Source organism: Bacillus sp. FSL R5-0654, from assembly GCF_038008745.1.
GTDB classification, from domain to species: domain Bacteria; phylum Bacillota; class Bacilli; order Bacillales; family Bacillaceae; genus Bacillus; species Bacillus safensis.
This window is the reverse complement of sequence record NZ_JBBOZV010000001.1, coordinates 141916-157712: the sequence shown is the minus strand read 5'-3', so window position 1 is coordinate 157712 and position 15797 is coordinate 141916. Positions and strand designations below refer to the sequence as shown.

Genomic DNA, 15797 nt, shown 5'->3' with positions numbered 1-15797 from the left:
TAACCTCCCTTATAATTAACCGCGAAGTTCGTAAACTTCAGGTTGTTGTGCTTGATGTGGATGCTCAGAACCACGGTACACATTTAATTTTTTGAACATTTGACGACCTAGTGGACCCTTTGGAAGCATACCTTTGATAGCAAGCTCCAACATTTTTTCAGGGTAGTTTGTACGCATCTCAAGAGCAGTTCTTTGTTTCAAACCACCTGGGTGCATCGTGTGACGGTAGTAAATTTTGTCCGTCAATTTCTTACCAGTTAATTCGATTTTCTCAGCATTGATGATGATCACATGATCACCTGTATCAACGTGTGGTGTATAAGTTGGTTTGTGCTTACCGCGCAAAAGTGATGCTACTTCAGTAGAAAGACGACCTAGAGTCTTGCCTGCCGCATCAACAACTAGCCATTTGCGCTCAATTGTGCTTGCGTTCGCCATTGGTGTTGTACGCATGAGTTTCCCTCCTAAATAAATCAATGAATTTTCCTTGAATCAAATGCTACGTTCTATTTCAAAACACAGATAAGTCTTCCGGGGCTTATTTGTGGGGTTGAAATACATACCATATGATATCTTATAACTTTCTGCTTCCTGTGTCAAGAACATGTTACACCTGGTTTAGTTGTCATAGAAAACTTCCCATAAATACAGTCCGTGACTAGGCGCAGTCTTGCCTGCCGCTTCGCGATTTCGGGCGGCAAGCATGGTTTTTATGTCATCAGGGTGAAATTTACCAGAACCGATTTCAAGCAACGTTCCAGCGATAATCCGCACCATGTTGTATAAAAAACCATTCCCTCTCACACGCATTTCAAGCCCGTCTGAGACGCTTTTCCACTCGAGGGCATAAATAACCCTCACCTTGTCCTGAACCTCTGTATTGGCCGCACAAAAGCTTGTAAAGTCATGTGTCCCAATCAGGTGCTCTGCGGCTTCTCTCATTTTATCGATGTCCAGCCGGTAAGGATAGTGGCAGGCATACTGTCTCGTGAACACATTTTGGTGTGTTTCTGTTGAGACCTTATAACGGTACTCCTTCGAAACAACACCAAATCTGGCATGAAACGAATCATCGACCTCCTCAGCCTTTAGAACACGGATATCACCCGGCAGCAGGCTGTTGAGGGCAAAAGGCCATCTCTCCATCGGGATCGAGAGCGGGGTCTCAAAATGGATGACCTGCCCCTTTGCATGGACACCGCTGTCTGTCCGGCCGGAAGCCACAATCGGAATCAGTTCATCCTGTTTGTGCATTCTTGCAAGGGCAGACTCAATCTCCGTCTGAACGGTTCGCTGCCCTGGCTGCACCTGATAGCCTTTAAAATGTGTCCCATCGTAGGAAACGGTACATTTGACCTTCATCTAGGAATCACCTAATTTCTAAGCAGCACAAGGAGTGCTGTTAACAGGATGAATAGAAGCAGCGTGAACGTGTCCTTCATGCCCCAGACAAGCTGACGGTATTTCGTCCGTCCTTCTCCCCCGCGGTAGCCTCTCGCTTCCATCGCGGTCGCCAGTTCCTCTGCACGCTTAAACGCACTGACAAAAAGCGGAACAAGCAAAGGAACGATAGCTTTCAGGCGATCCTTTAAAGGTCCGCTTGTAAAATCAACGCCTCGTGCCATTTGTGCCTTCATGATTTTGTCTGTCTCTTCTAATAACGTCGGAATAAACCGAAGAGAGATGGACATCATGAGAGCAAGCTCATGAACAGGCAGTTTGATTTTACGGAATGGGTGCAGCAGTTTTTCCATCCCGTCTGTCACTTCTATAGGCGTTGTCGTTAACGTAAGAAGTGTCGTCATCATGATGAGATAGACAAAACGGAGTGAAATGAAGATCCCCTGCTTTAGACCTTCTTCATAAATATTCAGAAAACCAAAGTGGAATAGCAAGGCGCCATCCTTCGTCATGAAAATATGAAGAATAAAGGTAAACAGGACAATCCATAGGATCGGCTTCATTCCCTTGAGAATAAAGTATAGCGGCACCTGAGAAACCATCACCACAAGGATGGTAAAGACACCTAAAAGCCCGTAAGTGATGTAATTATTAGCAAAAAAGACAATAAAGACGAAAAAGAAAATTGATAACAGCTTTGTCCTTGGGTCAAGACGATGGACAAAGGATGAGCCTGGCACATATTTGCCGATAATCATACTATCCATCATGATGTCGTGTCCTCCTGATAAAGAGCTGTTAAGGCTTCTGCCATCTCATCCATGGTCAGAAGCGGCCTTGGAAACGTAATACCAAGCTTTTCTTCTACAGTCTGCTGGAATTTAATCGTTTCTGGGAGGTCGAGACCAAACGAAGACATGTCTTTACGATTGGCAAACAACTCTCTCGGCGTGCCTGTTGCCTTCACTGTCCCTTTATGCATCACAATCATTTGATCCGCATAATGAGCGGCATCCTCCATACTGTGTGTGACGAGGATCGTGGTGAGGTTTGCCTTTTGATGAAGGTCATAGAACATGTCCATGATTTCCTTCCGTCCGCGTGGATCCAATCCAGCAGTCGGCTCATCAAGCACAAGCACTTCTGGCTCCATCGCTAAAACGCCTGCAATCGCCACACGTCTCATTTGACCGCCGCTTAGTTCAAAGGGAGATCGAGATAATAGGGATTCAGGAAGACCCACCAGTTTCAGCATCTCCTTCGCCTTCGCTTCTGCCTTCTCTTGAGGGACACCGAAGTTCATTGGACCAAAGCAGATATCCTTGAGGATGGTTTCCTCAAAGAGCTGATGTTCAGGAAACTGAAACACGATGCCTACCTTTTTCCGGAGGGGTTTCATATCCTTCTGCTTTTTATTGGCTTGTAAAATGGTCTCTCCAAGCGCAATGCTCCCCTTCGTTGGTTTGAGCAATCCATTTAAATGCTGCAGCAATGTAGACTTGCCAGAGCCCGTATGACCAATGACAGCGACATAGCTGCCCTCTTTGATGGAAGCATTGACATCATACAAAGCGAGACGCTCAAACGGCGTTTTCATTTGATAACGATGCTCTAATTCTTTGATCGTAATGTCCATAGCTCTTTCACCAATCCTTCTTGTGTCAAATGGGCATTTGCAAGCGGCACACCTTGCTGCTTCAATTGCTTGCTCAATCGATAGGAGAATGGCAGATCAAGTCCAATCTGAACCAGCTGTTCATCTAGTTCAAATACTTCCTCTGGCGTTCCCTCGGCAAATTTCTTCCCGCCATTCATCACAATGACGCGGTCTGCCTTGGCAGCCTCGTCTAAATCATGTGTGATGGAAATGACTGTGACTGTTCCTTGTTCCTTCAGTAGTCTAACAGTCTCTAACACTTCTTCACGGCCAATCGGATCAAGCATTGATGTTGCTTCATCCAAGATCATGATGTCAGGGCTTGCGGCAAGCACACCTGCAATAGCGACTCTCTGCTTCTGCCCGCCTGATAGATGGTGCGGCTCTTGATCAAGAAACTCCTGCATATTGACCTGTTTGACAGCCCAATCTACACGTTCTATCATCAATTCCCGCTCAACCCCGTTATTTTCTAAACCAAAAGCCACATCATCACGAACTGTTGAGCCCACAAATTGGTTATCTGGGTTTTGAAAGACCATTCCGACCTTTTTGCGAATATCCCAAACACTTTCTTCTTTGAGCTCAATCTCTCCAACCTTGACCGTACCAGCATCCGGTAAAATGAGCCCATTCAGCACACGGGCAAGTGTGGATTTACCTGAACCGTTATGACCAACAATGGCGAGCCATTCATTTTGATTCACATGCAGTGACACTTGATCTAAAGCGGGCTTGTCCGCATCCTTGTGATAACGAAATACAATGTCCTTTACGTCAATTAATGTCTTCCCCATCTCTACCGGACCTCCTCTCAGCTCAACCTCTTCTTTGCTTATTCCTAAAAAAAGCCGTAGTACCTAAAAAAGGGCATAGATCCAGTTATGAACTGTCCCGCCCTTTCTTAGATACACGATATGTGATTAAACTAATTCAATGACAGCCATTGGTGCGCCATCGCCGCGACGAGGTCCAAGCTTCATGATACGAGTGTATCCACCTTGGCGATCTTCGTAGCGAGTTGCAACGTCAGCGAATAATTTTTGAAGTGCATCTTGGTTTGTTTCAGCGTTAGCTACTTCATTACGAATGTAAGCTGCAGCTTGACGGCGAGCATGAAGATCTCCGCGTTTGCCAAGAGTGATCATTTTTTCAACTACAGAGCGAAGTTCTTTCGCACGTGTTTCAGTTGTTTCGATGCGTTCGTTGATGATCAAATCAGTCGTTAGGTCACGAAGCATTGCTTTACGTTGTGCACTAGTGCGTCCTAGCTTTCTGTATGCCATGTGATGTCCCCTCCTTAATTAGAGATGCTGTATGAATAAAAAACACACGAAAATCCTAGTTCACAATGAAACTAGTCAATCGTCTTTACGAAGACCCAGTCCAAGTTCTTCTAGTTTCGCTTTCACTTCTTCAAGAGATTTACGTCCAAGGTTACGAACTTTCATCATATCCTCTTCTGTCTTGTTAGCAAGCTCTTGAACAGTGTTAATACCCGCACGCTTCAAACAGTTGTAAGAACGAACAGAAAGATCAAGCTCTTCAATTGTCATTTCAAGCACTTTTTCTTTTTGGTCTTCTTCTTTCTCAACCATGATTTCAGCATGCTGAGCTTCGTCAGTTAACCCAACGAAAATATTCAGGTGTTCAGTTAAAATCTTAGAACCTAGAGCGATCGCTTCTTTCGGTCCTGTGCTTCCATCAGTCCATACATCTAGTGTTAATTTATCATAGTTTGTGATTTGCCCAACACGGGTGTTCTCCACTTGATAAGTCACACGAGATACAGGTGTATAGATTGAGTCGATCGGAATCACACCGATTGGCTGATCGTCTCTTTTGTTTGCATCAGCAGGATTATACCCGCGACCTCTTTGTGCAGTTAAGCGAACACGGAAGCTCGCATTCTTGCCAAGAGTTGCGATGTGAAGATCTGGATTTAAGATTTCAATATCGCTGTCGTGTGTAATATCAGCAGCTGTTACAGTACCTTCATCTTGTACATCAATTTCAAGCGTCTTCTCTTCTTCAGAGTAGATTTTGAGTGCAAGCTTTTTAATGTTTAAGATAATCGTTGTAACATCTTCAACCACGCCTTCGATCGTTGAGAATTCGTGTAAGACACCATCTATCTGGATCGATGTTACAGCTGCACCAGGAAGTGAGGATAAAAGGATACGACGAAGGGAGTTCCCTAAAGTGGTACCATATCCACGCTCAAGTGGCTCTACGACAAACTTGCCATACTTGGCATCGTCGCTGATTTCAACCGTTTCGATTTTTGGTTTTTCAATTTCGATCATCTAATAAAACCCTCCTTCAAAACGTCGAAACCTCGAATAGAATCATATGAGATTCCATCCGAAATTCCTCATTGTTTAGTCCCGTATGTGCTCAGGCAACGAGTCGTGTATTCGTCTCATAAATAACTGTATCATAACCCATTATTGACAGGGACACAAAATCTATACAAACAAATTACACGCGGCGACGTTTTGGTGGACGGCATCCGTTATGAGGAACTGGAGTTACGTCTCTAATTGCAGTAACTTCAAGACCTGCAGCTTGAAGCGCACGAATTGCAGCTTCACGACCAGAACCAGGACCTTTAACAGTTACTTCAAGTGTTTTAAGACCGTGTTCGATAGAACCTTTAGCAGCTGTTTCAGCAGCCATTTGTGCAGCGAAAGGAGTAGATTTACGAGAACCTCTGAATCCTAATGCACCAGCACTTGACCAAGAAATTGCGTTTCCATGAACATCAGTAATCGTTACAATCGTGTTGTTGAAAGTGGAACGGATATGAGCGATTCCAGCTTCAATATTCTTTTTCACGCGACGTTTACGCGTATTTTGTTTACGAGCAGCAGCCATTCTTTAACTACCTCCTTTACTTATTTTTTCTTGTTAGCTACAGTACGACGCGGACCTTTACGAGTACGCGCGTTGTTTTTTGTGTTTTGTCCACGAACAGGAAGTCCTCTACGATGACGGATTCCGCGGTAGCTTCCGATTTCAATTAGACGCTTAATGTTAAGTGAAACTTCACGACGAAGGTCACCTTCTACTTTAAGTTTGTCAATGATATCACGGATTTTACCAAGTTCGTCTTCAGTTAGATCGCGAACGCGAGTGTCTTCAGAAACACCTGCTTCTTTAAGGACTTGTTGCGCAGTCGTACGACCAATTCCAAAAACATATGTTAAAGAAATGACAACACGCTTATCACGTGGAATATCTACACCAGCAATACGAGCCATGATTTGGGCACCTCCTTGTTATTAGCCTTGTTTTTGTTTATGTTTTGGGTTTTCACAGATCACCATTACTTTTCCTTTTCTGCGAATCACTTTACATTTTTCACAGATAGGTTTAACAGATGGTCTCACTTTCATGTGTTTCCAACCTCCTTCTTCCGGAGTTGCTTTATTTGTAACGGTACGTAATTCTACCACGAGTTAAGTCATATGGAGATAATTCTACCGTAACTTTGTCTCCAGGTAAAATGCGAATGAAGTGCATACGGATTTTTCCTGATACATGAGCCAAAACTGTATGACCATTCTCTAGTTCAACTTTGAACATTGCGTTTGGCAAAGTTTCTGCTACAGTACCTTCCACTTCAATTACATCGTCTTTCGCCATTCAAGTGTTCTCCCTTCTTCAAATCAGTAACTTGCTCTCTGACAAATGTCCAAATGAGAATCTCTCAATTGTTCATCTATCACCCGACCTGTTTTGAATATACTGTTCTGAACTTCCGGAGATACGCAATCATAAAAGGTTATATGATTGATATTTTTTCTTAGGAGAATGAAATTTACGCTTTTCTCCGTCTGCGATTAGTACATGGCAGTCAACGAATATACCGATGACACCTGTATACTGATCTTGTTCTTTCTTTGGACTATACAGACAACCTGCCCGATTTGGGCCTGAAAGGCTTCAGTGAAGACCTAAATCTTAGTCAGTATATCAAAACCTGTATCTGTAATCGCAATCGTATGCTCAAAGTGAGCACACTTTTTCCCATCAACCGTTACAACCGTCCAGTTATCAGCCAATGTTTTCACATATCGGCTGCCTGCGTTCACCATCGGTTCGATGGCCAACACCATTCCAGGTTTTAGCCGCGGGCCTTTGTTGGGCGGACCATAATGAGGAATTTGAGGGTCCTCATGAAGATCCTGTCCGACCCCATGTCCAACATATTCTCTAACAACTGAAAAATTCTCATTTTCAACATACGTTTGTATGGCATGGGAAATGTTCGACAGACGTTCGCCTGGCTTTGCTTCCTGTAAGCCTTTATATAGAGATTCCTCTGTGACTTCCAGTAGTTTGCGGTCTTCATCACTGATTACCCCAACTGGATAAGTCCAAGCAGAGTCACCATGATAGCCATTTAACTTTGCGCCAATATCGATACTAATGATGTCACCATCACGTAAAACCCGTTTACCAGGAATACCGTGAACGAGTTCTTCATTCACCGAAACGCAAATGCTCCCGCGAAAACCATTATACCCTTTAAAAGATGGGATTGCACCCTGCTTTGTAATAAAACGTTCGGCAATTTGATCCAATTCTTTTGTCGAAATACCTGGTTTTATGTGTTTCTTCAGCTCTTCATGAGTCAGTGCGACAATACGTCCAGCTTCTCTCATAATCTCAAGCTCGCGAGGAGTTTTACAGATAATCATTTATTTAATCCTCCAAGCAGGTCCTTGATATCTGCATATACATCGTTAATGTGCTTCGCACCATCAATGTTTGCAAGATATCCTTTTTCTGAATAGAAGTTCAGTAAAGGTTCAGTCTGCTTTACGTTTACTTCAAGTCTAGTCGAAACGGTTTCTGCATTATCATCTGCACGTTGATAAAGCTCGCCTCCGCACTTGTCGCAAACATTTTCTTTCGCAGGTGGATTGAATACTAAATGATATGTTGCTCCGCAATTTTTGCAAATTCTTCGGCCAGTCAGACGCTCCATCAAAGCATCTTTATCGACTTTAATATTAATGACATAATCAATCGTTCTGCCAAGGTCCTTTAGAATTTCTTCTAAAGCTTCAGCCTGAGCGACTGTTCGCGGAAATCCGTCCAGAAGAAAACCTTGTTCACAATCATTTTTGCCAAGTCTTTCTCTAACAATACCGATTGTGACCTCATCAGGAACAAGCTCTCCTTTATCGATAAAGGATTTTGCTTCGAGCCCAAGTTGTGTCTCCTCTTTCATAGCAGCGCGGAACATATCTCCTGTTGAGATATGAGGGATCCCATAATCATCAACAATTCGTTCTGCCTGAGTGCCTTTACCAGCACCCGGAAGCCCCATTAAGACTAAGTTCATTTCGGATTTCCCCTTCCTTACTTAGAGAGGTTGGGCAGCTGCCCAGCCCTCTGTTTTATTTCATAAATCCACGGTAATTTCGTTTCACTAATTGGCTTTCAAGCTGTTTCATTGTTTCAAGTGCAACACCTACAACAATGAGAAGACTTGTGCCGCCAATTTGTGCAGCGGAAGGTAATCCAGCGAATTGAATGAAAAAGATAGGAAGTATTGAAATCACGGCTAAGAAAATGGCGCCCACAAACGTGAGTCGGTACAAAATGCTCGTAATTCTATCTTGAGTCATTTTCCCTGGACGAACTCCCGGGATATAGCCACCCTGCTTTTGCAGATTTTCAGCCATTTGTTCAGGATTGACTTGGACAAAGGCATAAAAATATGTGAAAGCAACAATCAGTGCTACATAAATCGTCATACCGATTGGCTTAGTATAGTCAAAGTTGTTGGTTATCCAAGTTGTCACATTATTGGTTCCGAAGAACGATGCGATCGTCTGCGGAGTAATAATGAAAGAAACGGCAAAGATGACTGGAATCACCCCTGCTGGATTCACTTTCAATGGAAGGTGCGTTGCTTGACTAGCAGACATTTGTGCACGGCCAGTTCCTTTTGAATATTGAATTGCAATCTTTCTCACTGCCATTTGAATGTAAATAACACCGATAACAATGACAAGAATGGCAATGACAATAAGGGCAATTTTAAGGATTTGCATGAACAGCTGTCCATCTCCACCTACAAATTGTTGAGCGTACACTTGTTTTAATGTTTGAGGGATACCAGCGATGATACCGGCAAAGATAATAATCGAAATACCATTACCAACACCGTGAGCAGTAATCTGCTCACCCAGCCACATTAAAAATGCTGTTCCCGCAGTGAGTACGACCGCAATTAAGAGATACGTTGAAACACCAGGGTTTTCAATCAGCATGCCTCCTGCCATATTGTTGAATCCATATGACATTCCCAGCGCCTGGATAAATCCTAGAACAATTGTAAAATACCTTGTGAATTGTGCTAATTTTCGGCGGCCAACCTCTCCTTGCTTTGACCACTCAGTAAACTTCGGAACAACATCCATCTGCAAGAGCTGAATGATGATCGAAGCAGTGATATACGGCATAATCCCCATTGCAAGAATGGAGAATTGGAAAAGTGCCCCGCCCCCAAACGTGTTGAGGATTCCGAAAACACTCATTTGATCCTGTGCCTGGAGAACTTCGGCGTTCACATTAGGCACAGGGATGAAAGCACCTATACGAAAGACGACTAACATTAAAAGTGTGAATATAATCTTATTCCGTATATCTTTCACGCGCATAAAATTGGAGATTGTCTTAAACAAGTTAGATCACCTCGGCTGTACCGCCAGCAGCTTCAATCGCTTCTTTCGCAGAAGCAGAGAATTTATTGGCTTTTACAGTTAATTTTTTTTCTAATTTACCGTTGCCAAGAATTTTTACTCCTGCTTTTAACTTGCTTATTGCACCAGTCTCTAGAAGAAGTTCAGGAGTTACTTCCGTTCCTTCGTCAAAACTGTTTAATCTGTCTAAGTTGATTACCGCGTAATCTTTACGGTTGATGTTTGTAAAACCACGTTTTGGAAGGCGTTGGAATAAAGGCATCTGACCACCTTCGAAACCAGGGCGTACACCGCCGCCAGAACGAGCGTTTTGACCTTTATGACCTTTACCAGAAGTTTTACCGTTACCTGATCCAATACCACGACCAACACGGTTGCGTACTTTACGTGAACCTTCTGAAGGCTTCAATTCATGAAGTTTCATTTGGGCACCTCCTTATCGATTAAAAATGTTTTATTGTTCTTTAACAGAAACTAAATGAGACACCTTGTTAATCATGCCGCGGATCGCTGCATTGTCTTCATGTACGACTGTTTGGTTTGTTTTCTTAAGACCAAGAGTACGAACAGTGACACGCTGATCTTCAGGGCGACCGATTACACTGCGTTTGAGGGTAATTTCTAATTTATTTGCCATTATTGTTCCCTCCTTATCCTAACAGGTCTTCTACAGATTTTCCACGAAGCTTCGCTACATCTTCAGCACGTTTAAGCTCACTTAAACCTTGAAGTGTTGCGCGGATCATGTTGATCGGTGTATTAGAACCTAGAGATTTAGAAAGGATATCAGCTAGACCAGCAAGCTCAAGTACCGCACGCACTGGGCCTCCAGCGATAACTCCTGTACCTTCTGAAGCAGGCTTCAATAGAACGTTTCCTGCACCGAATCGACCGATGATTTCATGTGGAATTGTAGTTCCAACCATTGGTACTTCAATTAAATTCTTTTTCGCATCTTCAACAGCTTTGCGGATCGCTTCTGGTACTTCTTGTGCTTTACCAGTACCGAAACCTACATGACCGTTTTTGTCACCGACAACAACTAAAGCTGCAAAACGGAAACGACGTCCACCTTTAACAACTTTCGCTACGCGGTTAACCGTAACTAAGCGTTCTTCTAACTCTAATTTGCTTGGGTCAATACGACTCATTCGGATGTGTCCCTCCTTCTTTTATTAAAATTTAAGTCCAGCCTCACGAGCAGCTTCAGCTAGAGCTTTTACACGTCCATGATATAGGTATCCTCCGCGGTCAAATACCACGTTAGAGATTCCTTTTTCAACAGCACGTTTTGCAACAAGTTCGCCAACTTTTGTAGCAGCTGCAGTGTCAGAACTATTCTCGATCTTTAACTCTTTATCAAGAGTAGAAGCACTTACAAGTGTTACACCGTTAACATCATCAATTACTTGAGCGTAGATATTCTTGTTAGAACGGAAAACGTTAAGGCGAGGTCTTTCAGCAGTACCTGAAAGTTTCGCACGAACACGAGCATGTCTTTTAAGACGAGTAGCGTTTTTGCTAGTTTTCGTAATCATCCGAGTCACTCCTTTCTTCACTTTAAGCGATCTTACTTACCAGTTTTTCCTTCTTTACGGCGAACGAATTCACCTTCGTAACGAATTCCTTTACCTTTGTAAGGCTCTGGAGCACGGACAGCGCGGATGTTAGAAGCTAGAGCTCCTACACGCTCTTTATCGATACCTTTAACGATTACTTTCGTTTGAGATGGAACTTCTACTTCAACTCCAGCCTCAGGAACGATTTCAACTGGGTGAGAGTATCCAACGTTAAGAACAAGTTTGTTTCCAGATTTAGCTGCACGGTAACCGACACCGATAAGTTCTAAACCTCTTTCGAAACCTTTAGATACACCTTCAACCATGTTTGCAATCAAGCTACGTGTTGTACCATGTAATGCACGGTGTTCTTTATTTTCAGACGGACGGCTTACAGTTAAGACGTTGTCCTCAATTTTAATTTCCATATCAGGGTGAAATGCACGAGTTAGTTCACCTTTTGGTCCCTTTACTGTCACTGTGTTATCGTTGTTTGTCACAGTTACTCCTGAAGGGATCTCGATTAGTTTTTTACCTATACGAGACATACCAAGCACCTCCATTCATCTTAAACTTTTTTTACCATACGTAAGCAAGTACTTCTCCACCAGCTTGTTTAGCACGGGCTTCTTTGTCCGATAAAACACCTTGTGATGTAGAAATAATTGCGATTCCAAGTCCGTTAAGTACACGTGGTACTTCATTTGATTTCGCATATACGCGTAAACCAGGTTTACTGATTCTTTTAAGACCAGTGATAACACGTTCGTTGTTTTGGCCGTATTTAAGGAACAAACGGATAATTCCTTGTTTGCTGTCTTCGACGTACTCAACGTCACGGATAAAACCTTCACGCTTTAAGATTTCAGCAATTTCTCTTTTGATTTTTGAAGCCGGTACTTCTAGCTTCTCATGACGTACCATGTTCGCATTGCGAATACGAGTCAGCAAATCTGCAATCGGATCTGTCATAACCATTATTTAATAACCTCCTTCCCATTTATGGGGATTACCAGCTGGCTTTTTTAACGCCAGGAATTTGTCCTTTATATGCAAGTTCGCGGAAACAAATACGGCAAAGTTTAAACTTACGAATAACTGAATGTGGACGTCCACAACGTTCGCAGCGCGTATACTCTTGAACTTTAAACTTTTGTTTGCGTTGTTGTTTCGCAATCATAGACTTTTTAGCCACGATTTCGCCTCCCTTTCATTGATTATTTCTGGAACGGCATACCTACTTGAGTTAATAACTCACGTGCTTCTTCGTCCGTATTGGCAGTAGTAACGATAACGATATCCATACCGCGGACCTTTGTTACTTTATCGTAATCAATTTCTGGGAAGATTAACTGTTCTTTAATACCAAGCGTGTAGTTTCCACGACCGTCGAAAGATTTCTTAGAAATCCCGCGGAAGTCACGTACACGTGGTAAAGACACAGAAATAAGTTTATCAAGGAAATCATACATGCGCTCTCCGCGAAGTGTTACTTTCGCACCGATTGGCATTCCTTCACGTAGACGGAATCCAGCAATAGACTTCTTCGCACGAGTAACGACAGGTTTTTGACCAGCGATAAACGTTAATTCTTCAACAGCAGTATCGATTGCTTTAGCGTTTTGAACGGCGTCACCAACACCCATGTTGATCACGATTTTTTCGATTTTTGGCACTTGCATTACTGAAGTGTATTCAAACTTAGAAACTAATGCAGGTGTAATTTCTTTTACATACTTTTCTTTAAGGCGGTTCATGAGAAAGACCTCCCTTCCTTATTTACTATTTATCTAGAACTTGCCCAGATTTTTTCGCTACACGGACTTTCTTTCCGTCCTCAACTTTATACCCAACACGTGTCACTTCACCCGTTTTAGGATCAAGCGGCATTACGTTTGATACGTGGATCGGCGCTTCTTGTTCAGAAATTCCGCCTTGAGGGTTAGCTTGGGTTGGTTTAGAGTGTTTTTTCACAAGGTTAATACCTTCTACTAAAACACGTTCCTTTTTAGGGAAAGCAGCAAGGATGACACCTTGTTTACCTTTATCTTTACCAGAGATAACCACTACTTTATCGCCCTTTTTAACATGCATTTAATCGCACCTCCTTGAGTCGCGGATTGTATTCATTAAAGTACTTCTGGTGCTAGAGAAACAATTTTCATATAGTTGTTTTCACGAAGTTCACGTGCTACCGGTCCGAAGATACGAGTTCCACGTGGGCTCTTGTCGTCACGGATGATGACACATGCATTTTCGTCGAAACTGATGTAAGATCCATCGTTTCTGCGAGCTCCGCTCTTAGTACGAACGATAACTGCTTTCACAACTTCACCTTTTTTGACAACGCCTCCAGGTGTTGCTTGTTTAACCGTACAAACAATGACATCACCGATGTTAGCCGTTTTACGTCCAGAGCCACCAAGAACTTTAATCGTTAGTACTTCGCGTGCGCCAGAGTTGTCAGCTACTTTTAAACGAGTCTCCTGTTGAATCATTAATGTTACCTCCTTTCGGAAAAAGAAATCCGAACTTTATTAGATAATAACGGCTTCTTCGACAACTTCAACTAGACGAAAGCGTTTAGTCGCAGATAAAGGACGAGTTTCCATGACCTTTACGATGTCTCCGATTTTTGCTTGGTTGTTTTCATCATGTGCTTTGAACTTTTTAGAGTATCTTACACGTTTGCCATAAAGTGAATGCTTTTTGTATGTTTCAACTACAACAGTGATGGTTTTATCCATTTTGTCAGAAACAACACGACCTTGATACACTTTACGTTGGTTACGTTCGCTCATGTTTGCGGGGCCTCCCCTCTAATTATTATTTATTAGCAGCGATTTCTCTTTGACGAATCACAGTTTTCATGCGTGCGATTGATTTACGCACTTCACGAATGCGAGCAGTGTTTTCAAGCTGCCCAGTCGCTAATTGGAAACGAAGATTGAAAAGTTCTTCTTTAAGAGACTTTACTTTTTGTTCAATTTCAGCAGTGGTAAGGTCACGAATTTCATTAGCTTTCATTTGATTCACCACCAATTTCTTCACGTTTTACGAACTTCGTTTTAATTGGCAATTTGTGAGATGCAAGACGAAGAGCTTCACGAGCAACTTCTTCAGACACACCAGAAATTTCAAATAAAACTTTGCCCGGTTTTACTACAGCTACCCATCCTTCTGGAGCACCTTTACCGGAACCCATGCGGACCTCTAGAGGTTTAGCTGTGTATGGCTTAGAAGGGAAAATTTTAATCCAAACTTTACCGCCACGTTTCATGTAACGAGTCATAGCAATACGAGCAGCTTCGATTTGACGGTTTGTGATCCAAGAAGCTTCAAGAGCCTGGATACCGTACTCACCGAAATGTACTTCAGTACCGCCTTTTGCACGACCACGCATTTTTCCACGATGTTCTCTGCGATACTTCACGCGTTTTGGCAATAACATATTATTTTCCTCCTTCCGCAGTATTCTTCTTAGTTGGAAGGACTTCTCCACGATAGATCCATACTTTTACGCCAAGCTTACCATAAGTAGTGTCAGCTTCAGCAGTAGCATAGTCGATGTCAGCACGAAGTGTGTGCAATGGAACAGTACCTTCACTGTAATATTCAGAACGAGCAATATCTGCACCGCCAAGACGACCAGAAACCATTGTTTTGATTCCTTGTGCTCCAGCACGCATTGTGCGTTGGATTGTTTGTTTTTGTGCACGACGGAATGAAATACGGTTTTCAAGTTGACGAGCGATGTTTTCAGCAACTAGCTGAGCATCAAGATCTGCTCTCTTGATTTCAAGAATGTTGATGTGTACACGTTTGCCAGTTAGGCTGTTAAGAGCTTTACGAAGTGCTTCAACTTCAGATCCGCCTTTACCAATTACCATACCTGGTTTAGCCGTGTGGATTGTGATATTTACGCGGTTTGCAGCACGTTCGATTTCTACTTTAGAAACAGACGCGTCAGACAAACGCTTGCTGATGAATTCACGGATTTTCAAGTCTTCATGTAAGAAGTCAGCGTAATCTTTTCCTGCGAACCATTTAGATTCCCAATCACGAATGACGCCAATACGAAGACCTACTGGATTTACCTTTTGACCCACGGATTATCCCTCCTTCTTTTCTGATACAACGATTGTAATGTGGCTAGTACGTTTGTTAATTGCGCTCGCACGACCCATAGCACGTGGACGGAATCTCTTAAGTGTTGGACCTTCGTCAACGAATGCTTGAGTAATCACTAGGCTGTTAGCGTCCAACTCGTAGTTGTGCTCAGCGTTTGCGATAGCAGATTTTAATACTTTTTCAATAATTGGTGAAGCAGCCTTAGGTGTAAGGTTTAAGATAGAAACTGCTTCTCCTACTTGCTTACCTCGGATCAGGTCCATTACTAGACGTGCTTTACGAGGAGCAATACGGACTGTTCTTGCGACAGCTTTAGCTTGCATTTAA

The 15797-nt window shown here is 42.8% G+C and carries 29 protein-coding genes and 1 pseudogene; all 30 read right to left on the bottom strand.

Going from position 1 to position 15797, the window contains the following annotated elements; translation table 11 throughout:
- Positions 1-15 precede the first annotated feature (15 nt).
- The 30 genes and pseudogenes from rplM to rplV all read right to left on the bottom strand — a co-directional run bounded on the left by rplM (position 16) and on the right by rplV (position 15793).
- Entirely contained in the window at positions 16-453 is a 438-nt protein-coding gene (gene rplM, locus NSS76_RS00905) for a 50S ribosomal protein L13 (RefSeq protein ID WP_003217042.1), read from the bottom strand.
- A gap of 165 nt (positions 454-618) precedes the next feature.
- Positions 619-1362: a tRNA pseudouridine(38-40) synthase TruA gene (gene truA / locus NSS76_RS00900; protein WP_103132742.1), complete on the bottom strand. Its 744-nt coding sequence runs from the start codon at positions 1360-1362 to the stop codon at positions 619-621.
- Between the two features lie 11 nt (positions 1363-1373).
- Entirely contained in the window at positions 1374-2171 is a 798-nt protein-coding gene (locus NSS76_RS00895; protein WP_024425607.1) for an energy-coupling factor transporter transmembrane component T family protein, read from the bottom strand.
- Positions 2168-3037, bottom strand: coding sequence for an energy-coupling factor ABC transporter ATP-binding protein (locus tag NSS76_RS00890; RefSeq protein ID WP_103132743.1), 870 nt, complete (start codon positions 3035-3037; stop codon positions 2168-2170). Before NSS76_RS00890 ends, NSS76_RS00895 begins: the two co-directional genes overlap by 4 nt.
- Positions 3013-3855, bottom strand: coding sequence for an energy-coupling factor ABC transporter ATP-binding protein (locus NSS76_RS00885; protein WP_008356549.1), 843 nt, complete (start codon positions 3853-3855; stop codon positions 3013-3015). The genes NSS76_RS00890 and NSS76_RS00885 overlap by 25 nt, the downstream gene beginning before the upstream one ends.
- 126 nt (positions 3856-3981) lie before the next feature.
- Positions 3982-4344 carry a 50S ribosomal protein L17 gene (gene rplQ, locus NSS76_RS00880; protein WP_003216944.1) on the bottom strand — a complete coding sequence of 121 codons (363 nt, stop codon included), beginning with the start codon at positions 4342-4344 and terminating at the stop codon, positions 3982-3984.
- A gap of 75 nt (positions 4345-4419) precedes the next feature.
- Positions 4420-5364 carry a DNA-directed RNA polymerase subunit alpha gene (locus NSS76_RS00875; RefSeq protein ID WP_003217009.1) on the bottom strand — a complete coding sequence of 315 codons (945 nt, stop codon included), beginning with the start codon at positions 5362-5364 and terminating at the stop codon, positions 4420-4422.
- A 175-nt stretch (positions 5365-5539) separates the two neighbouring features.
- Positions 5540-5935 carry a 30S ribosomal protein S11 gene (rpsK, locus tag NSS76_RS00870; protein ID WP_003217231.1) on the bottom strand — a complete coding sequence of 132 codons (396 nt, stop codon included), beginning with the start codon at positions 5933-5935 and terminating at the stop codon, positions 5540-5542.
- 20 nt (positions 5936-5955) lie between these two features.
- Positions 5956-6321, bottom strand: a complete 366-nt coding sequence (rpsM, locus tag NSS76_RS00865) for a 30S ribosomal protein S13 (RefSeq protein WP_003217023.1) — start codon at positions 6319-6321, stop codon at positions 5956-5958.
- A gap of 21 nt (positions 6322-6342) precedes the next feature.
- Positions 6343-6456, bottom strand: coding sequence for a 50S ribosomal protein L36 (rpmJ, locus tag NSS76_RS00860; RefSeq protein WP_003156543.1), 114 nt, complete (start codon positions 6454-6456; stop codon positions 6343-6345).
- A gap of 31 nt (positions 6457-6487) precedes the next feature.
- The gene (infA, locus tag NSS76_RS00855; protein ID WP_003217190.1) at positions 6488-6706 is read right to left on the bottom strand and encodes a translation initiation factor IF-1; all 219 of its coding nucleotides are present in this window, start codon (positions 6704-6706) and stop codon (positions 6488-6490) included.
- Positions 6684-6990: pseudogene (locus NSS76_RS00850) on the bottom strand (KOW domain-containing RNA-binding protein). The gene infA and the pseudogene NSS76_RS00850 overlap by 23 nt, the downstream one beginning before the upstream one ends.
- Before the next feature lie 27 nt (positions 6991-7017).
- Entirely contained in the window at positions 7018-7764 is a 747-nt protein-coding gene (gene map, locus NSS76_RS00845) for a type I methionyl aminopeptidase (RefSeq protein ID WP_003217210.1), read from the bottom strand.
- Positions 7761-8414 carry an adenylate kinase gene (locus tag NSS76_RS00840; protein ID WP_103132744.1) on the bottom strand — a complete coding sequence of 218 codons (654 nt, stop codon included), beginning with the start codon at positions 8412-8414 and terminating at the stop codon, positions 7761-7763. Before NSS76_RS00840 ends, map begins: the two co-directional genes overlap by 4 nt.
- 55 nt (positions 8415-8469) lie before the next feature.
- Positions 8470-9762 (bottom strand): preprotein translocase subunit SecY, encoded by a 1293-nt coding sequence (gene secY / locus NSS76_RS00835; protein ID WP_007496334.1) that lies wholly within the window; start codon positions 9760-9762, stop codon positions 8470-8472.
- A gap of 1 nt (position 9763) precedes the next feature.
- Positions 9764-10204 (bottom strand): 50S ribosomal protein L15, encoded by a 441-nt coding sequence (gene rplO, locus NSS76_RS00830; RefSeq protein ID WP_003216888.1) that lies wholly within the window; start codon positions 10202-10204, stop codon positions 9764-9766.
- 30 nt (positions 10205-10234) lie between these two features.
- Positions 10235-10417, bottom strand: a complete 183-nt coding sequence (gene rpmD, locus NSS76_RS00825) for a 50S ribosomal protein L30 (protein WP_003217067.1) — start codon at positions 10415-10417, stop codon at positions 10235-10237.
- 13 nt (positions 10418-10430) lie between these two features.
- Complete coding sequence (gene rpsE / locus NSS76_RS00820; protein WP_007496332.1) at positions 10431-10931, bottom strand: 30S ribosomal protein S5; 501 nt, start codon at positions 10929-10931, stop codon at positions 10431-10433.
- A gap of 24 nt (positions 10932-10955) precedes the next feature.
- Positions 10956-11318 carry a 50S ribosomal protein L18 gene (gene rplR / locus NSS76_RS00815; protein WP_008356544.1) on the bottom strand — a complete coding sequence of 121 codons (363 nt, stop codon included), beginning with the start codon at positions 11316-11318 and terminating at the stop codon, positions 10956-10958.
- A gap of 32 nt (positions 11319-11350) precedes the next feature.
- Positions 11351-11887, bottom strand: a complete 537-nt coding sequence (gene rplF / locus NSS76_RS00810) for a 50S ribosomal protein L6 (RefSeq protein WP_008345395.1) — start codon at positions 11885-11887, stop codon at positions 11351-11353.
- Positions 11888-11918: 31 nt separating this feature from the next.
- Entirely contained in the window at positions 11919-12317 is a 399-nt protein-coding gene (rpsH, locus tag NSS76_RS00805; protein WP_007496327.1) for a 30S ribosomal protein S8, read from the bottom strand.
- Between the two features lie 31 nt (positions 12318-12348).
- Positions 12349-12534, bottom strand: a complete 186-nt coding sequence (gene rpsN / locus NSS76_RS00800) for a 30S ribosomal protein S14 (RefSeq protein ID WP_008356542.1) — start codon at positions 12532-12534, stop codon at positions 12349-12351.
- A gap of 22 nt (positions 12535-12556) precedes the next feature.
- Entirely contained in the window at positions 12557-13096 is a 540-nt protein-coding gene (gene rplE / locus NSS76_RS00795) for a 50S ribosomal protein L5 (protein ID WP_024425600.1), read from the bottom strand.
- A gap of 25 nt (positions 13097-13121) precedes the next feature.
- Positions 13122-13433: a 50S ribosomal protein L24 gene (rplX, locus tag NSS76_RS00790; RefSeq protein ID WP_008356538.1), complete on the bottom strand. Its 312-nt coding sequence runs from the start codon at positions 13431-13433 to the stop codon at positions 13122-13124.
- A 35-nt stretch (positions 13434-13468) separates the two neighbouring features.
- The gene (gene rplN, locus NSS76_RS00785) at positions 13469-13837 is read right to left on the bottom strand and encodes a 50S ribosomal protein L14 (protein WP_003216882.1); all 369 of its coding nucleotides are present in this window, start codon (positions 13835-13837) and stop codon (positions 13469-13471) included.
- A gap of 39 nt (positions 13838-13876) precedes the next feature.
- On the bottom strand, positions 13877-14140 hold the full coding sequence (gene rpsQ / locus NSS76_RS00780; RefSeq protein ID WP_003216906.1) for a 30S ribosomal protein S17: 264 nt from the start codon (positions 14138-14140) through the stop codon (positions 13877-13879).
- A 25-nt stretch (positions 14141-14165) separates the two neighbouring features.
- On the bottom strand, positions 14166-14366 hold the full coding sequence (rpmC, locus tag NSS76_RS00775) for a 50S ribosomal protein L29 (RefSeq protein WP_003217155.1): 201 nt from the start codon (positions 14364-14366) through the stop codon (positions 14166-14168).
- Positions 14356-14790, bottom strand: coding sequence for a 50S ribosomal protein L16 (gene rplP / locus NSS76_RS00770; RefSeq protein ID WP_003156478.1), 435 nt, complete (start codon positions 14788-14790; stop codon positions 14356-14358). The genes rpmC and rplP overlap by 11 nt, the downstream gene beginning before the upstream one ends.
- Position 14791: 1 nt before the next feature.
- The gene (gene rpsC, locus NSS76_RS00765; RefSeq protein WP_003217241.1) at positions 14792-15448 is read right to left on the bottom strand and encodes a 30S ribosomal protein S3; all 657 of its coding nucleotides are present in this window, start codon (positions 15446-15448) and stop codon (positions 14792-14794) included.
- A 3-nt stretch (positions 15449-15451) separates the two neighbouring features.
- Positions 15452-15793, bottom strand: coding sequence for a 50S ribosomal protein L22 (rplV, locus tag NSS76_RS00760; RefSeq protein WP_007496316.1), 342 nt, complete (start codon positions 15791-15793; stop codon positions 15452-15454).
- Positions 15794-15797 lie beyond the last annotated feature (4 nt).

Bases quoted from the DNA above. Each gene is read 5' to 3' on its own strand.
- rplE (WP_024425600.1), bottom strand. From the start codon at position 13,096: ATGAACCGCCTTAAAGAAAAGTATGTAAAAGAAATTACACCTGCATTA.
- rpmD (WP_003217067.1), bottom strand. From the start codon at position 10,417: ATGGCAAATAAATTAGAAATTACCCTCAAACGCAGTGTAATCGGTCGC.
- truA (WP_103132742.1), bottom strand. From the start codon at position 1,362: ATGAAGGTCAAATGTACCGTTTCCTACGATGGGACACATTTTAAAGGC.
- rplM (WP_003217042.1), bottom strand. From the start codon at position 453: ATGCGTACAACACCAATGGCGAACGCAAGCACAATTGAGCGCAAATGG.
- NSS76_RS00875 (WP_003217009.1), bottom strand. From the start codon at position 5,364: ATGATCGAAATTGAAAAACCAAAAATCGAAACGGTTGAAATCAGCGAC.
- rpsM (WP_003217023.1), bottom strand. From the start codon at position 6,321: ATGGCTCGTATTGCTGGTGTAGATATTCCACGTGATAAGCGTGTTGTC.
- rplQ (WP_003216944.1), bottom strand. From the start codon at position 4,344: ATGGCATACAGAAAGCTAGGACGCACTAGTGCACAACGTAAAGCAATG.
- NSS76_RS00840 (WP_103132744.1), bottom strand. From the start codon at position 8,414: ATGAACTTAGTCTTAATGGGGCTTCCGGGTGCTGGTAAAGGCACTCAG.
- rplP (WP_003156478.1), bottom strand. From the start codon at position 14,790: ATGTTATTGCCAAAACGCGTGAAGTATCGCAGAGAACATCGTGGAAAA.
- infA (WP_003217190.1), bottom strand. From the start codon at position 6,706: ATGGCGAAAGACGATGTAATTGAAGTGGAAGGTACTGTAGCAGAAACT.
- map (WP_003217210.1), bottom strand. From the start codon at position 7,764: ATGATTATCTGTAAAACTCCTCGCGAGCTTGAGATTATGAGAGAAGCT.
- rpsH (WP_007496327.1), bottom strand. From the start codon at position 12,317: ATGGTTATGACAGATCCGATTGCAGATTTGCTGACTCGTATTCGCAAT.
- rplV (WP_007496316.1), bottom strand. From the start codon at position 15,793: ATGCAAGCTAAAGCTGTCGCAAGAACAGTCCGTATTGCTCCTCGTAAA.
- rpsK (WP_003217231.1), bottom strand. From the start codon at position 5,935: ATGGCTGCTGCTCGTAAACAAAATACGCGTAAACGTCGCGTGAAAAAG.
- rpsE (WP_007496332.1), bottom strand. From the start codon at position 10,931: ATGAGTCGTATTGACCCAAGCAAATTAGAGTTAGAAGAACGCTTAGTT.
- NSS76_RS00885 (WP_008356549.1), bottom strand. From the start codon at position 3,855: ATGGGGAAGACATTAATTGACGTAAAGGACATTGTATTTCGTTATCAC.
- rplO (WP_003216888.1), bottom strand. From the start codon at position 10,204: ATGAAACTTCATGAATTGAAGCCTTCAGAAGGTTCACGTAAAGTACGC.
- rplN (WP_003216882.1), bottom strand. From the start codon at position 13,837: ATGATTCAACAGGAGACTCGTTTAAAAGTAGCTGACAACTCTGGCGCA.
- rpmJ (WP_003156543.1), bottom strand. From the start codon at position 6,456: ATGAAAGTGAGACCATCTGTTAAACCTATCTGTGAAAAATGTAAAGTG.
- rplX (WP_008356538.1), bottom strand. From the start codon at position 13,433: ATGCATGTTAAAAAGGGCGATAAAGTAGTGGTTATCTCTGGTAAAGAT.
- NSS76_RS00895 (WP_024425607.1), bottom strand. From the start codon at position 2,171: ATGATGGATAGTATGATTATCGGCAAATATGTGCCAGGCTCATCCTTT.
- rplR (WP_008356544.1), bottom strand. From the start codon at position 11,318: ATGATTACGAAAACTAGCAAAAACGCTACTCGTCTTAAAAGACATGCT.
- rpsQ (WP_003216906.1), bottom strand. From the start codon at position 14,140: ATGAGCGAACGTAACCAACGTAAAGTGTATCAAGGTCGTGTTGTTTCT.
- rpmC (WP_003217155.1), bottom strand. From the start codon at position 14,366: ATGAAAGCTAATGAAATTCGTGACCTTACCACTGCTGAAATTGAACAA.
- NSS76_RS00890 (WP_103132743.1), bottom strand. From the start codon at position 3,037: ATGGACATTACGATCAAAGAATTAGAGCATCGTTATCAAATGAAAACG.
- rplF (WP_008345395.1), bottom strand. From the start codon at position 11,887: ATGTCTCGTATAGGTAAAAAACTAATCGAGATCCCTTCAGGAGTAACT.